Below are 14,952 nucleotides of genomic sequence, written 5' to 3' on the forward strand. Positions count from 1 at the left end.
AGAGCCCGACTGCGCGTCAGGCGGCGCGATCACGCCAGGCGCGCGTCCGCAATATTCTGGGCGGGGCCGGCGAGCCCGCGAAGGCGGCCATGTCGACAGCCTCCGCAAAACTGACCCCGACACGATTTCCCGCCGACCAACGCGCCTCGGCATCGAGGTGGAGGTCGGGCGTGAGTTCGAGCGTCAAAGGCGTGCCTTGCGGCACGTTCCACAGACCTTCGACCAGCGCGCCCCGCGACGACATGTTGCGGATGATCGCGTCATAACGATAGCCGCCGCTGGCGATCTGGATCGTACGGAAGGTCCGCATGCGCGGCTCACGCGCGCTCTTGAAGCCTTGCGCGATAACGCGCCCCCCGCCCTCGCGCAGCAGCGCGAGCGCATCGTCAAGTTCCATAGGCTTGCCGTAGATATAGCCTTGGACATGGCTGCACCCGAGCCCGCGGATCAGCGCGAGATCGTCGTGCGTCTCGACCCCCTCCGCCGTCGTCTCCATATCGAGCGCGGTCGCGAGACCGACGATCGACGAGATGATCGCGGCGTTCATGCTGTTCGGATCGGCGGCGCCAAGTACGAAGCTCTGGTCGATCTTGATCTTGTCGAACGGCGCCTTCTTCAGATAGCCGAGCGCCGAATAGCCGGTGCCGAAATCATCGAGCGCAAGGCGGACCCCCGTGCGCTTCAACTTCTGGAACATCTCAAGATTTTCCGGGCTCTCGTCGAGGAATACCCCTTCGGTAATCTCCAACTCGAGCTGCCCGGGCTCGATGCCCGCGGCCGCCACCGCGCTCAGGATCGTCCCCGGCAGCTTTTCGTTCGCGAACTGGCGCGGTGAGACATTGACCGCGACGCGATAGCCGGGGCCAAGCCGCGCGATCGTCGCGCAGGCGGTTCGGATGATCCACTCGCCGATCGGCACGATCAGGTTCGATTCTTCGGCGATCGGGATAAACTTCGACGGACTGATGATTTCCGCCGAGTCCCGACGCCAGCGGATCAGCGCCTCGAACCCCGTAATATGTTCCTGCTTCACGTCGACGATCGGCTGATAGAGCAATTGCAGCTCGTCCTTAGCCAGCGCATCGCGCAGCGCGTCCTCGATCGCCTTTCGCTCGCTCGCCTGATTGTGCATCGCATCGGCGTAGAAGCGATAGACGCCGCGCCCCGCATCCTTGGCTGCATAGAGTGCAAGATCGGCGTTGCGAACGAGCGCCGGGACGCCCACCCCCTGCCCTTCGGACACCGCAATGCCGATCGATGATCCGATCCGCACCTGTTCGCCCTCGATCGCGAAGGGCTTGGCGAGGCTCAGAATGATCGCGTTGGCAATGCCCGCGAGCTTTTCGGGCTGGACCATCTGCGGCAACACGATCTGAAATTCATCGCCGCCGAGGCGCCCGACCTGCCCCTTGTCGCCGACGACCTGCGTGAGCCGCCCCGCAACCTGCTGGAGCAGCTGGTCACCGACGGGATGGCCCAGCGTATCGTTGACTGCCTTGAACCGGTCGAGATCCATCAGCAGCAACGCGCACGGCTGCACCTGCCCCATATGGTTCTTGAGCGCGCGTTCGAGCAGGTCGGTGATATGCAGCCGGTTCGCGAGACCGGTAAGCGTGTCATATCGCGCCAGCTGGTTGATCTCGCGTTCCGATTTCTTCTTCTCGGTCAGATCGGTCCCCGATCCCCGGAAACCCTGGAAATTGCCGAGCTCGTTGCTGATCGGATGCCCCGAGATCGACCACCAGCGTTCCTCGCCGGTAATGACGGCCTGCACCGTCAGTTCGTTGAACGGGGTGCGCGATGACAGGCTGAAGCCCAGCGTGCGCTCCTCGCTGTCATCCTGCCCGACGCGTTTGCGGATGATGTCGGTGAACGGGCGGCCGAGCAGCGCGGACTGCTCGACGCCCAGCTTCGCCGCAACGGTGGGGGAGATATAGACGAGATGGCCGTTGCGGTCGGTTTCCCAGAACCAGCCGCGCCCCGCGCGCTCGAAGTCGCGCATCAGGCCCAGCGCGCGTTGTTGCTCGCTGATCGACATCCGGCTGGCGTTGGTCGCGCGGCGCTGGTGCCGGACATCCTCACGCAGCATTGCGATCAACAGCGCGAGGAAGACCAGACCGGCAAGACCGAACGGCCAGGACGCGCTTCCGATCGCACCGCCAAGCACCATCGCGCCGGCAACCGCGAACAAGGCAGGACGGGCAATCGCGGCCGCCGACGCCGCGACGAGGACAAGCCCGAGCTTGATCGCCGGGAAGGCGAAAAAGGAAATGCGGCCATCGGGCATTGCGGTCGCGGCAAAGACCGCCGCCGAACTGAGCAGCGTTCCGGTTACCAGAAGAGCGACGCACGCCCTGACCCAGTGCCGCAGTCGCCGTCCCGTCGACGGCGGCCGAAGCCGCGATAGCTGACCGAGGACCGTCAGCGCGAGATCGCAGCCAAGGCCGACCGCCATCGCCGCCCATTCGAAGGGGCGCGACAGAAAGCCCTCGATGCCGGGAAAAAAGGCGCAGGCAAAAAAGGCCAGTGCACGCGCGATGAGCACATAGTGCCACACCTGCGCCACACGCAGCAGACGGGCCACGAATTCAGGCGTCGCGAACGGCGATTCCCCCTCAGGCAAATCCCCGGTCACTGGCCGAACGATATGTCGTTGAACCCCCAAAAATTCCGCCCGTTCCGCTTATCTGGTCGAGCCTTCTCTCTGTCGCCGGGCGGGTTACCAAATCCTTACTTTTGATTGCAGTTTGCACCCGTTCCTGTGTCAAAACGGAAGGGGTTGGGTTTCGGTTCGCAACGGGTTAGAGTGCGTCATGCCTGCCGTCCGCCTGCTACCGCCCGACCGCTTTTTCGACCGCGCCGAATGGAGCGCGATCACCTCTGCCAGCGCGTGGCGCGGAATCTGGCTGGTCGCGCACGCGTGGATTGTGAGCATCGCTGCGGTCGGCCTCGCTGCGTGGAGCGGCAATCCGGCCGCGTGGCTGCTGGCGATAACCCTTGTCGGCGGACGCCAGCTCGGCCTCGCGATCCTGATGCACGAGGCCGCGCATGGCTTGCTGCACCCCAACAGAAAAATGAATAATTTCCTCGGCCAATGGCTGACCGGCGCGGCAGTCGGATCGGACCTGATCGCTTATCGCACCTATCATCTGCAGCATCACAAATTCACGCAGCAGCCGGAAGACCCCGACCTTTCGTTGTCGAAGCCCTTCCCGACGACGCGCGCCAGCCTGTGGCGCAAAGCCGCGCGCGACCTGACCGGGCAGACCTTCTTCAAACAGCGCGCCGCCCAATTCGGATTCGCGTTCAAGGGCCTGCGGGCCATGCTGCGCGGCGAGACGGTCGACAAGGGCCGCGCCAGCACCACGGCGGGGACGCCGTTCAACAAGCAGTCTGACGACGGCATGACGTCACCGACGATCGACCTTGCTGGGACGATGGCGGTGTCGCGCGCGGTGGGCCGATTCCTGATCGTTCAGGCGGCGCTGCTGGCGGCGTCGCTGCTACTTTATGGCTGGACACCCTATCTGCTGTGGCTCGCGGGTCTCGCGACCACCTTTCAGCTCTATCTGCGCATCCGCAACATCGCCGAACATGCCTGCACGACCACCGGAAGCCAGGATCCCTTCACCCATGCGCGCACGACCTACGCGGGCTGGATCGCGCGCGCGACAGTTGCTCCATATTGGGTGAATTATCACGCCGAGCATCATTTGTTCATGGGCGTTCCCTGCTATCGCCTGCCCGCGGTTCACGCGATGCTGGGTCAGCAGGGCAAGCACGAAGCGATGACGATCGCGCCCGATTACCGTTCGGTGCTGCGTCAGGTCACCGCCAAGGGTTGACCAGCCGGCACCAGCACGCAGTCGGCGAGCCATTGCCCGAGCCAGGCTGCGAGCGTTTCCATTGCCGCCGCCTCCCCTAAAACCTCGATCATCCGGGCGCTGACGCCCGCAAAGTTCGCGCCGGCTTCGATCGCGGCGAATGTTTCGGCCTCTTCGGCGGTCAGGCTGCGGAATTGGGGCTGCAGGCCGTTCCGCCAAACCAGAACCGTCACCGGACAATCGAGCGAAGCGACCTTGGGCGGCGGCTCCGCGGCCGACAGCGCGCTCCAGATCGCCGCGCTATTGTGGTGCATCGGCAGCAATCGCGCCGAAGGATGGAGTGCCAGCGGCGCTTCGATCCATCCGTCGCCGAGCGCCCCGACCCGCTCTGCATCGAGCGGAACCGCGTCGGCCGCATCGAAGGCGTGGCGTAGCGCCCAGTCGAGCGCCGCGATCTCGGCAAGCTCGGCGTCGTTCGGAAAATGCTGCGTGAGGAAGCCGGGCAGCATATCCCCGTAGTAACGCAAATTGCGCGTCGTCGACGGATGGGCGGCGAGATAGGCCAGCGCGATAGTGTCGAACTGCTCGTCGCCGAGATACGCATGGAGCCGCTCGAAATGATCGGCGAGCACGCCGGTCAGGCTGGCGCGATAATTGTTGCGATAAATGCCGAGACGCTTCGTCGCGCCGACGCGCGGGTCGTCGACGATCAGCGCCTCGGCATCGGCATCGTCCGTCGTGACCCCGGCGAGGAAGCGCTGCTGAAGCGTACGCAGCGCCTCAGACATGCACCGGCTCCAGCACTTGCGCGGCGAGCCCGCGTGCCCGGTCGAGCTCGGCGAGCAGATCCGCGAGCGGCGGAATGTCGTCGTCGCGCTCGATCATCGTCGCGACGGGTCCGAACATGCCGATCGCGGTCGAATATAAATCCCACACGGCGTCACAGACGTCGGCGTCGTGCGTGTCGATGACATAATCGCCCATGTCGCTGTGCCCGGCGAGGTGGATCTGCTGAATGCGGTTCGCAGGCAGGCCCGCGAGATAGTCGAGCGCGTCGAACCCGTGGTTGCGCGCGCTGACGTAGATATTGTTGACGTCGAGTAGCAGCAGGCAGTCGGCGCGCTCGGCCATGTCAGCGAGGAAATCCCATTCGCTGCGATCGGAGGAGCGGAAGGTCACATAGCTCGACGGATTTTCGACAAGAATGCGGCGACCGAGATAGTCCTGCACGCGGCCGATATTGTCGACGACGCATTGCAGCGCGGGCGCATCATAGGGAAGCGGCAACAGGTCGTGGCTGTTGTGTGCGTTGATTCCGGTCCAGCAAAGATGGTCGGAGATCCACAGCGGCTCGACGCGACGTTCGAGCGCTTTCAGGGCCGCGAGATAGTCGCTGTCGAGCGGCTCGTCCGACCCGATCGACAGCGACACGCCGTGCATCACCATCGGATAGTCGGCGCGGATGCGGTCAAGCATCGCGAGCGGGCGCCCACCGGGGACCATGTAATTTTCCGAAATGATCTCCAGCCAGTCGACCGGCTGCGGCGCGGCGAGGAAATCGGGATAATGATCGGGGCGCAGGCCGAGGCCGAAACCCGGCGAGGCCGCTCTGATATCGTCTGGTCGCAAAACCCTTCTCCGTGGACGGTGCGGGCCCGGTACCGACCGGACCCGCCCGTTCGACATCAGACCGCGATCTTGCCGCCGTCGGTCAGGCATTTGCCTGCCGCCAGCTTCTTGAAGCCCTTGCCCTTGCAGCTGTTGGCGCCGGCACAGCTGTTGCCCGCAGTGCTGCAACCCGCGTCGCTGCTGCACGAGCTGGCGTCGGTCTTGCAGTCCGAGCTGCCCTTGCAGCTGTTGACGCCGTAGCATTTGACCGTGTCGCTGGCGCCGATGCGCTTGGCGTGCGGCGCCGGATCGGCCGCGATCGCGGCGCTCGACAGCGCAACGGCGGTGGCGGAGGCGGCAATGAATCCGGCGAGTTTGTTCGAGGTCATAGATCGTCCCTTCCCTTGGTTGTCCAGATAAGGTGGGGCGACGAATCGCCGCTCCCGTGCTTTTGTCACACGACCCGAAGGCCTTGTGGCATGATCTGGATCACAGGCGAAGGGGTTTCCCGCACGGCCGCTTCGACCGTGCGGGAAAGCGGCCGATCAGCCGATGTCGCCGATGACACCACCGCCGCTCAGGCACTTGGCGGCGGCGAGTGCCTTGAAACCGTGGCCCTTGCACTCGTTCTGACCCTTACACTCGTTCGAGGCGGTCTTGCAGTCGGCGGTGCCCTTGCAGGTGTTGACGCCGTAGCAATGAACGGTGTCCTTGGCGCCGACGGCGGCGCCCGAACTGCCGGCGGGAGCCGGAGCGGCCATGGCAGCGCCAGCGAGCGCGAGGGCGGTAGCCGAAGCGGCGATGGCCGCGGCGAATTTGTTGTTGCTCATATGATCCTCCGAAGACGGGATGGAAGGACAGGATGTCCGTCCATGCAGCTATATTCGGAGGCGACGGCGCAAGGTTACAGCGTCTGCAATTATCCGGCCGCGGAAACGAACCGCGCGCCCGCGCGGTCCTTCACCGTCGTTTCGGGATCGAAGATCATGCCGTTCATCGCGACATAGACGCCGGGCGGTAGCGTCTGCGCCGCCGCGAGCGCGAAGCCGACGTTGAACTCGGCGTCGCTCGCGCGCACCGACGCCGGCTGCATTGCGCCGGTCATCACGATCGTCTTGCCCGCGATTCCCGCAAGCACGCGGCCGGTAACGACCATCGTGTCGGTGCCGTGCGTCACGAGGATGCGCGACGCATCGCTCGCGGCGACCGCGGCGCGGATCGTCTCGCGATCGGTATCATCGAGTTCGAGGCTGTCCTTGCGCATCAGCTGCGTCACGCGGTGCGGCACGTGGACATTATTCTCGCGCAGCATGTCGGGGATCGCGGCGGGGCCGATCTGGAACTCCGAAAGCGCGTCGAAATAGACCTTGTCGATCGTGCCGCCGGTCGTGAAGATGTCGATCACGCCGCTCATGCCAGCGCCTCGGCGATCAGTCGCCGCGTGTTGTCGATACCGAACAGCGCGATGAAGCTGCCCATGCGCGGCCCGGCGCTCGACCCGAGCAGGGTCTCGTAAAGCGCCTTGAACCAGTCGCGCAGATTTTCAAAGCCATGGGCCTCGTTCTTGCCAATCTCGTAAACGATATTCTGGATATCGTCGGCTGAGGCATCCGCAGGCAGCGCCGCAAGCTTGTCGTCGAGTTCCCTGAGCGCCGCGCCCTCACCGCCCTGCGGCTTGCGGCGATTCAGCGTCGGCGCGACATAATCGCGGTTATAGGCCATCGCATTGTCGATCAGCCGGTCGAGTTCGGGATAGGCGTCCGCGTTGGCACCCTCGACATATTGGCCGAGGTAGCGCCAGATCTGGTCCTTCGACGCGTCGGCGCCCATTACCCCGACGAGATTGAGCAGCAACCCGAAGGTCACCGGCAGTTCGGCCGACGGCACATCCTCGCCGCGCGCGACATGGACATGATGCACGGGGTTGCCGAGCTTCTTGTCGCCTTCCTGCGCCGGATAATTGCCGCGCATCTGCAGATATTCATCAACCGCCTTCGGGATCACGCCGATGTGCAGTTGCTTCGCCGCCTTAGGCTCGCGGTACGCGAAAAAGGCGAGGCTTTCTTCGCTGCCATAAGACAGCCATTGCTCGAGGCTGAGGCCATTGCCCTTCGACTTCGAAATCTTCTCGCCCTTTTCGTCGAGGAACATTTCGTAAATCAGCCCTTCGGGCTTTTGCCCGCCGAGCGCGCGCGCAATCTTGCCCGACTGAACGCCGCTGTCGGTCAGATCCTTGCCGTACATCTCGTAGTCGACCTTGAGCGCGACCCAGCGCATCGCCCAATCGACCTTCCACTGTAACTTGGCGCCGCCGCCGAGGATAGAATGCGTGATTGTCTCGCCCTCATCCTCGAAGGAAACAAGACCTGCATCGGCATCGACGACGGTCACCGGCACCTGCAGCACGATGCCCGACTTGGGGCTGACCGGCAGGATCGGCGAATAGGTCGCGGCGCGCTCGGCGCGCAGCGTCGGCAGCATGATGTCGAGAATGTCCTGATTGTGGCGCAGGACATTCTTGAGCGCGTCGTCGAAGGCGCCCGACTTGTACCGCTCGGTCGAGCTGACGAATTCATACTGAAAGCCGAACCGGTCGAGAAACTCGCGCAGCATCGCATTGTTATGATGTGCAAAACTCTCGTACTTCCCGAACGGATCGGGAATGTCGGTCAGCGGCTTGCCGAGATGGCTCGCGAGCATGTCCTTGTTGGGAACATTGTCCGGAACCTTGCGCAGACCGTCCATATCGTCGCTGAAAGCCACGAGGCGCGTGGGCGCGCCGCCGGTCAGCGTCTCATAGGCGCGGCGGACCATCGTCGTGCGCAGCACTTCGTTGAAGGTGCCGATATGCGGCAGGCCCGATGGGCCATAGCCGGTCTCGAACAGCACCGCCTCGCCGCCGGGCTTGCCGTCGGGGTAGCGTTTCATCAGCTTGCGCGCTTCCTCGAACGGCCAGGCCTTGGACGTTTGCGCGGGTTCGCGAAGCGAAGGATGAAGGTGCAAGTCAGTCATGGCGGCGCCATAGCGCCAAGATGCGCGGATGGGAAGAAGACCGGGCGTGCCGGGACTTTGACGATCCTCCCCTCGTCGAGGAGAGGATCGCCTTCAATCACCCCGTGACTGGACCGCCGGCATGAAACTGCTCCGCCGCAGCAGCGCGGCCGATACGAGCGACACCAGCAAGGCGACCGGGAATATCTCGGTCAGCGTCAGCGCCATGCGGAAGAACGGATTTTTATACTGCTCGGCCATCGCCCCCATTTCGGACGAAAATTTCGCGATCTCGGCCGCGGATTTTCCAGCAACGCGCATATCGTCGGCCGTCTTGGCGATATATTCGGCCATGAAGGTTCCGCCCGTCTGCCACATGTAAAGCTCCCAGCCGAGAATGTAGAAGATCGAGGCGACGAACCCGATGCCGATGCCGACCCCGAAGGCTTTCCAGAAGCCGATCACGCCGCCCAGGTCGATATCGCGATATCGCTTTACTCCGACGAAAACGAACAGCAGCGCCACCAGCATCGACAGATAGCCGGCGACCATCCCCATCGTGCCATGATCCGACACGAAGCTGATATTGATAAACATGCCGATCATGACGATGACGCCTGCGATAGCGCCGTAGACCGCAATAATCCTGCCCATAGTCTGTTTTCCCCTGTGGATGAATGCCATGCGGGATGAAACGGAACAACGGCGGAAATCCATCACCCAAACGGGTGATTTAGCGCCTATCGCCCAATTTTACGGCAATATGTCGAGCGCGCGAGCCTTCTGGATCGCTTGCGTCCGGCTGGCGACCGCGAGCTTTTCATAGACCCGCGCGACATGCGTCTTCACCGTGTTTGGGGAGATATCGAGCTGGCGTGCGATCACCTTGTTGGCGTGACCCGCTGCGAGCAGTTCCAGCACTTCGCATTCGCGCGCGCTGAGCCCGAGCGCCGCGATCGCCGCATCGTTGCGCGCGAAAGCCGCGCGCGGCCGGGCGGTCAGCCGGTTCCCGGCCCATAGGCCGAGCGCGACGCAGACGACCGCGATGCAGCCAATGGTAAATTCGGTCGACCAGCGGTGTACCACATAGCGGTAGTTCAGCCACTCGAGCAGAAAGGCGGCCGCTGCCAGCGCCAGGCCATAAGGAAGGATCGAGCGGACCATCCCCCGGATAGATCATCGTCGGCGGCACCTTGCAACACCATGCCGCCAGACGGCTTATCGTTACCGGAAAATTTACCATGTCGGGCCTAGCTTCGCCCCATGACGAATTTTCGTACCCCCACGGCACGCGGCCACAAGCGAACTCCGGTCTCGATCGAGGTCATGGTCAACGGCGTCCTCAATTTTATTGACGGCCGGATCTGCGACCTGTCGGAAGGCGGCGCACGCATCGATGGCGCCAGCATGCCCGCCCGGTCGCGCTGCGAAATCCATTATGGGGGCGAGGTTACATACGCGATCGTGATGTGGTCCGAATTCGACCGCATGGGTGTTCGCTTCCCTTACGATCTGACGCACGGCGCGTTGCACAAGGCGCTTCAAAGCGCACGACAGACCGTCAGCGCAGCCACTCCGCCGCCATTTCTGACCCATCGCCCCACCATATTCGGACGCCGCGGGCTGAACTAGTTTTTCGATCCTCCCTGTGCCGAAGGCATAGGGAGGTGGCAGCGCAAAGCGCTGACGGAGGGGCTGGCGCCTATCGCGCCTCCACCATGCTGCATGGTCCCCCTCCCCACCGCTTCGCGGCAGGGAGGATCGGCATGATACCTTGCCGCGTTCGCCTTTTGTCCCTAGCGTGACACGATGCTCCCCCGCGTCGACCCCCTTGCCCTGCCCGCGCTCCATGCAAGCCATGTCGGCATCTGGATCGCGAGCGCCGATGGCCGCGTCCAGCGCGTCGGGCGCGGTGAGGCCATCGCGGCGGTCGCCGCGACGCCGCATCTGCTTCTCAACGCGACGCTGACCGGCGACCGGCTCGGCTATCCCGAATTGTCAGGCCTCGACCTGCTCGAACTTTTCGCCTTTCTCTATCCGGCGCGCTTCGCGGTGCCGACGCCGGCTGGAATCGCCGCAGCGGTCGACATCGAAGCACCAAGGGCCGAAGATGACATCGCCCTTTTCCTGCGCGAGGCAGCGGCAGCGATGCTCGCGAGCCTCGACCGGCCCGATTGGCCGGAACGCGAGGGCGCCTGGCACGGGCTGCAGTCGCTCGGCCGCCAGCGCTGGCCTTGGGCATCGCTGGTGCAGCCGCGCCTTGACCCGCCGGACAAGGCCGACCGCTGGCTCTTTGCCAGATTGCCCGAATGGGAAGAGCAGCCGCCGCGTCCGCAACCACGGCAGGTGACGGTCAATCCCGAAGACGTCCGCGCGCGGCTGGGCCGGCTGACCGGCGACGGCGCCGAACGGCGCGCGGGGCAGCAGGACTATGCCCGCGCGACCGCCGCGATCTTCGCCCCGCGCGAGCGCAAGGACATGCCGCAGATGCTTGTCGCCGAGGCGGGCACGGGCATCGGCAAGACCTTGGGCTATCTCGCACCCGCCAAGCAGTGGATCGACCAGTCGACTGGCGTCGTCTGCATCTCGACCTTCACCAAGGCGCTGCAACGGCAATTGTCGCGCGAGACCGAGAAGCTTTATCCCGACGCCGCCACACACCGCGAGAAGGTCGTGGTGCGCAAAGGGCGCGAGAATTATCTGTGCCTGCTCAATCTCGAGGACGCGTTGCAGGGCGGCTTCTCGGGCCGAGCCGCGATCCTCGCGCAGTTGGTCGCGCGCTGGGCGGCCTATACGCGCGATGGCGACATGGTCGGCGGCGACCTCCCCGGCTGGCTCCCCGCGCTGTTCCGGCGCAACGGGACGACCGCGCTCACCGACCGGCGCGGCGAGTGCATCTATGCCGGCTGCCCGCATTTCCGGAAATGCTTCATCGAGCGCTCGGCGCGCGCGGCGACGCAGGCCGATATCGTCATCGCGAACCATGCGCTGACGATGGTGCAGGCCGCGCGTCCGCGCGACGGCGGCGCGCCCGCGACGCGGCTGATCTTCGACGAAGGCCATCATCTGTGGGACGCCGCCGACAGCATGTTCGCGGCGGCGCTGACCGGACAGGAAGCGGTCGAAATCCGCCGCTGGGTCCTCGGGCCCGAGGGCAAGTCGCGCGGTCGGCGGCGCGGGCTCGCCGCGCGGCTTGCAGACGTCGCGAGCTATGACGAGGCGGGCGACAAGGCGATCCAGGCGGCGATCCACGCCGCGGGCGAACTGCCCGGCGACGGCTGGCTCGGCCGCATTGCCGAAAACGAGCCTTGGGGCGCGATCGAGCGCCTGCTCGTCGCGGTGCGTGCGATGACCTATGCTCGCAGCGTCGACACGCGTACCGGCGACAGCGGCTATGGCCTCGAGACCGAACTCGCCGATCCAGACCCCGAACTGGTCACGGCCGCCGCGAGCGCGAGCGACGCCATCGAGGCATTGCTGCGCCCGTTGCTGGCGCTCGGCAAACGGCTTGACGCGCTGGTCGAGGATCCACCCGACTGGCTTGACGGACAGGCGCGCGCGCGCGTCGACGGGGCGCGGAACAGCCTTGGCACGCGGATCGACACGCTCGGCGCGTGGCTGTCGCTGCTCGGCCGCGTTGGTGGACCCGCCGACCCTGATTTCGTCGACTGGCTCGCAGTCGATCGGTTCGACGGGCGCGAATTCGACCTCGGACTCCACCGCCACTGGCTCGACCCGGCGCGGCCGGTCGCCGACATCGTCTATCGCCCAGCGCAGGGCGTGCTGGTAACATCGGCAACGCTGCGGAACGGCGGCCATGGCCATGGCGGCTGGACCGATGCCGATATCCGCACCGGCGCGCGCCATATGGACGGCGGCGTGCAGCATTTCGCGGTGCCGAGCCCGTTCGACTATGCGCGCCAGTCCGAGGTGCTGATCGTCACCGACATTCCGCGCGGCGACTTGCCCGCGCTCGCAGGCGCCTACAGCCGGTTGATCGAGGCGGCGGGCGGCGGCGCGCTCGGGCTGTTCAGCGCGATCCGGCGACTGCGGATTGTCCATTCGCGGATCGCCGACCGGCTCGCGCGTGCCGGTCTGCCGCTCTATGCACAGCATGTCGATCCGCTCGATACCGGCACACTCGTCGATATTTTCCGCGCCGATCCGCATGCCTCGCTGCTCGGCACCGACGCGCTTCGCGACGGGGTCGATGTCCCGGGCGACTCGCTTCGGCTCGTCGTGATGGAGGGCGTGCCCTGGCCACGCCCGACGATCCTGCATGCCGCGCGGCGCGCGGCGCAGGGCGGCAGCGCCTATGACGACGGCGTCATCCGCGCGCGCATCGGCCAGGCGTTCGGCCGCCTGATCCGCCGCGCCGACGATTTCGGGCAGTTCGTGATGCTGTCGCCGAGTTTCCCTTCAAGGCTGCTCAGCGCCTTTCCCGAAGGCACCCCGATCCGCCGACTGCCGCTCGACGAGGCGGTCAATCATGTCGCGGCGGCGAATGTCCAACAGCGAAAAAGTGCCTTTCCAGCCTTTTCACCGTCATAAGTTTGCGGCAGAAGGCCCCACAACGAGGGGATATCGCGGGGAGCGATCTTGAAGACTTTGACCATATTGCGCCACGCCAAATCGGGCTGGGACGTGCAGGTCGAGCGCGATTTCGACCGCCCGATCAACGCCCGCGGCCGGCGCGGGGCCGAACTCGTCGGCCAATATGTGAAGCGACAGGCGATGCCGGTCGACCGCATCGTCGCCTCGCCGGCGGTGCGCGTGACCGAGACGCTCGACCTGTTCCAGCCCGCCGCCAACCTCGACATGATCGAACCGGTCTGGGATCGCCGCATCTATCTCGCCTCCGCCGCGACGCTGATCGACGTGCTGCGCGACACCGGCAAGGATGCCGAGAATCTGCTGATCGCCGGACATAATCCGGGGCTGGAGGATCTGGCGCTGATGCTCGTCCCCGAAGCGGGCGGCGAACTGCGCGAGCGGGTCGAGGAAAAGCTGCCGACCTCGGCGCTGGTTCGGCTGGAGCTCGACATCACTGACTGGCAGGCGCTCGACGTCAATATGGCGCGGATCGTGGACTTCATCCGCCCGCGCGACATCGATCCGGCGCTGGGCCCGGCGATGGACGACGACTGACTCCGGAGACTGATTTGGGGTGATATCCGTCACGCCGCCGTCCGTCATCGCGGCGTGAATTCCAAAGTTCAGGAACGTTCAGCCTTGTGGCACCCCCCATTTGGAGCGGGGGATGGCTAACGCCTCTCGCACACCTCGCCGCAGCCGCACCTGCAAGCAAGACGAAAACCACTTTTATCCACCGGATGAAAGAGCAGCGTGAAGGCTGACACGGCCGGATAATGTAGGAAAGGCCTATTTGAAGGCGGCGTCTGCTTTGGGGTGGGGAGCTGCCAGGCGGCTATCAGACCGCCGGACTAGCAGTTGGGACATTATTTAGTGCGCAAAAAGGATTCTTCGTAGTCTGCGATCAGCTTGGCGAACTGCCGTTTTGACCGAGCAACCCTTTGCTTATGCCAATAGGTGAATAGAAGTATCGCAACTCCAGCGACAGACGGGCCGGCGATCCCTTCAGGCTGGCGTTCACGAATGGCGAGCATAACCAAGAATGCCATCAGTGCAGCCGTGATCCATGCATATGCAGTGAAAAAGGGAACGATTTTCCACCACATGGGCGGAATAGGCCTGCCGCTTCTCGGGTCGAAGGTGATGGAATATAATGCCGCCATGCCTGTTCGTTCTCATATTTCAGTAATGTCCGCAATTGGGTCGAAAGCGGTTGCTTGCACCCTCAGGTTATAGCGGCTGCCAACCGCTGGCGCAGCGCGACCAGCGCCTCGACCGAAACACCGGATGACGCGGCCGGAACCGGCCGCGGCGCCGGGGCCGGTTCCACCCGCTGCGCACCATTCGGTTCGGACAGTGCCTTGCGCGCGCCCTCGACCGTGAAGCCCTTCACATGCAGCAAGTGATGGATGCGTTCGGCGAGCGCGACGTCGTCGGCGCGGTAATAGCGGCGGCGTCCCGACCGCTGAAGTGGGCGAAGCTGGGGAAAGCGGGTTTCCCAATAGCGCAGCACATGCGTCGGCACGCCGATGCGATCGGCAAGCTCGCCGATCGCCAGCATTGCCCCCGCCGCCTTGCCGTCACCCGCCCCGGTTTGAAAATCAGCCATGGGCCATGCCCGGACTATTTACCGGCGACGCGGGCACGCATCGTCTGGCTGGCGCGAAAGGTCATCACCCGCCGCGGCAGGATCGGCACTTCGATCCCGGTCTTCGGATTACGGCCGATCCGCTGCGCCTTGTCGCGCAGTACGAAGGTGCCGAAGCCCGAAATCTTCACATTCTGCCCGCCCGCCAGCGCGTCCGACATATGGTCCAGAATCGATTCGACGATCGCGGCCGATTCGTTGCGCGACAGGCCGATCTGCTGGTTAATTTTCGCGGCGATATCCGCCCGCGTGAGTGTCCCTGCTGTCATCTTGTTCCCTTCCCCCTCC

At 64.7% G+C, this 14,952-nt stretch carries 16 protein-coding genes; 4 read left to right on the forward strand and 12 right to left on the reverse strand.

Annotation, left to right across the window (positions count from 1 at the left end; translation table 11 throughout):
- Nucleotides 1–16 precede the first annotated feature (16 nt).
- Nucleotides 17–2,584 carry an EAL domain-containing protein gene (locus ACQY80_RS01185; protein WP_428682817.1) on the reverse strand — a complete coding sequence of 856 codons (2,568 nt, stop codon included), beginning with the start codon at nt 2,582–2,584 and terminating at the stop codon, nt 17–19.
- A gap of 229 nt (nt 2,585–2,813) precedes the next feature.
- Here ACQY80_RS01185 and ACQY80_RS01190 point away from each other — a divergent pair, with 229 nt between their 5' ends.
- Nucleotides 2,814–3,845 (forward strand): fatty acid desaturase family protein, encoded by a 1,032-nt coding sequence (locus ACQY80_RS01190; protein ID WP_428682819.1) that lies wholly within the window; start codon nt 2,814–2,816, stop codon nt 3,843–3,845.
- On the opposite strand, the gene ACQY80_RS01195 is transcribed toward ACQY80_RS01190, so the two are convergent.
- From ACQY80_RS01195 to ACQY80_RS01230, 8 genes are all read right to left on the reverse strand, one after another.
- The gene (locus ACQY80_RS01195; RefSeq protein WP_428682820.1) at nt 3,824–4,612 is read right to left on the reverse strand and encodes a DNA-binding domain-containing protein; all 789 of its coding nucleotides are present in this window, start codon (nt 4,610–4,612) and stop codon (nt 3,824–3,826) included. The two genes, ACQY80_RS01190 and ACQY80_RS01195, sit on opposite strands and share 22 nt — an antisense overlap.
- Nucleotides 4,605–5,453 carry a DUF692 domain-containing protein gene (locus ACQY80_RS01200; RefSeq protein ID WP_428682822.1) on the reverse strand — a complete coding sequence of 283 codons (849 nt, stop codon included), beginning with the start codon at nt 5,451–5,453 and terminating at the stop codon, nt 4,605–4,607. Before ACQY80_RS01200 ends, ACQY80_RS01195 begins: the two co-directional genes overlap by 8 nt.
- 56 nt (nt 5,454–5,509) lie before the next feature.
- Nucleotides 5,510–5,821: a hypothetical protein gene (locus tag ACQY80_RS01205; RefSeq protein WP_428682824.1), complete on the reverse strand. Its 312-nt coding sequence runs from the start codon at nt 5,819–5,821 to the stop codon at nt 5,510–5,512.
- Between the two features lie 156 nt (nt 5,822–5,977).
- Nucleotides 5,978–6,262, reverse strand: coding sequence for a hypothetical protein (locus ACQY80_RS01210; RefSeq protein WP_428682826.1), 285 nt, complete (start codon nt 6,260–6,262; stop codon nt 5,978–5,980).
- 89 nt (nt 6,263–6,351) lie between these two features.
- Entirely contained in the window at nt 6,352–6,837 is a 486-nt protein-coding gene (locus ACQY80_RS01215) for an asparaginase domain-containing protein (RefSeq protein WP_428685711.1), read from the reverse strand.
- Nucleotides 6,838–6,842: 5 nt separating this feature from the next.
- Entirely contained in the window at nt 6,843–8,444 is a 1,602-nt protein-coding gene (locus tag ACQY80_RS01220; protein WP_428682828.1) for a lysine--tRNA ligase, read from the reverse strand.
- A 93-nt stretch (nt 8,445–8,537) separates the two neighbouring features.
- Nucleotides 8,538–9,077 carry a DUF4199 domain-containing protein gene (locus tag ACQY80_RS01225; protein WP_428682830.1) on the reverse strand — a complete coding sequence of 180 codons (540 nt, stop codon included), beginning with the start codon at nt 9,075–9,077 and terminating at the stop codon, nt 8,538–8,540.
- 99 nt (nt 9,078–9,176) lie between these two features.
- Nucleotides 9,177–9,587, reverse strand: a complete 411-nt coding sequence (locus ACQY80_RS01230) for a helix-turn-helix domain-containing protein (RefSeq protein WP_428682832.1) — start codon at nt 9,585–9,587, stop codon at nt 9,177–9,179.
- Between the two features lie 99 nt (nt 9,588–9,686).
- Between ACQY80_RS01230 and ACQY80_RS01235 the strand changes: the two genes are divergently transcribed.
- The 3 genes from ACQY80_RS01235 (at nt 9,687) to ACQY80_RS01245 (ending at nt 13,571) form a co-directional block, all read left to right on the forward strand.
- Nucleotides 9,687–10,055 (forward strand): PilZ domain-containing protein, encoded by a 369-nt coding sequence (locus tag ACQY80_RS01235; RefSeq protein ID WP_428682834.1) that lies wholly within the window; start codon nt 9,687–9,689, stop codon nt 10,053–10,055.
- Nucleotides 10,056–10,232: 177 nt separating this feature from the next.
- On the forward strand, nt 10,233–12,974 hold the full coding sequence (locus ACQY80_RS01240; RefSeq protein ID WP_428682836.1) for an ATP-dependent DNA helicase: 2,742 nt from the start codon (nt 10,233–10,235) through the stop codon (nt 12,972–12,974).
- A 48-nt stretch (nt 12,975–13,022) separates the two neighbouring features.
- Nucleotides 13,023–13,571 carry a SixA phosphatase family protein gene (locus ACQY80_RS01245; RefSeq protein ID WP_428682838.1) on the forward strand — a complete coding sequence of 183 codons (549 nt, stop codon included), beginning with the start codon at nt 13,023–13,025 and terminating at the stop codon, nt 13,569–13,571.
- 311 nt (nt 13,572–13,882) lie between these two features.
- On the opposite strand, the gene ACQY80_RS01250 is transcribed toward ACQY80_RS01245, so the two are convergent.
- The 3 genes from ACQY80_RS01250 to ACQY80_RS01260 all read right to left on the reverse strand — a co-directional run bounded on the left by ACQY80_RS01250 (nt 13,883) and on the right by ACQY80_RS01260 (nt 14,933).
- A complete protein-coding gene (locus tag ACQY80_RS01250; RefSeq protein WP_428682840.1) occupies nt 13,883–14,179 on the reverse strand; it encodes a hypothetical protein in 297 nt (98 codons plus the stop codon).
- 62 nt (nt 14,180–14,241) lie between these two features.
- Complete coding sequence (locus ACQY80_RS01255; RefSeq protein WP_428682842.1) at nt 14,242–14,625, reverse strand: MerR family transcriptional regulator; 384 nt, start codon at nt 14,623–14,625, stop codon at nt 14,242–14,244.
- Between the two features lie 14 nt (nt 14,626–14,639).
- The gene (locus ACQY80_RS01260) at nt 14,640–14,933 is read right to left on the reverse strand and encodes an integration host factor subunit alpha (RefSeq protein WP_058454537.1); all 294 of its coding nucleotides are present in this window, start codon (nt 14,931–14,933) and stop codon (nt 14,640–14,642) included.
- Nucleotides 14,934–14,952 lie beyond the last annotated feature (19 nt).

Origin of the sequence: Sphingopyxis sp. (assembly GCF_965279755.1) — a bacterium.
In the GTDB taxonomy this organism is placed as follows: Bacteria; Pseudomonadota; Alphaproteobacteria; order Sphingomonadales; family Sphingomonadaceae; genus Sphingopyxis.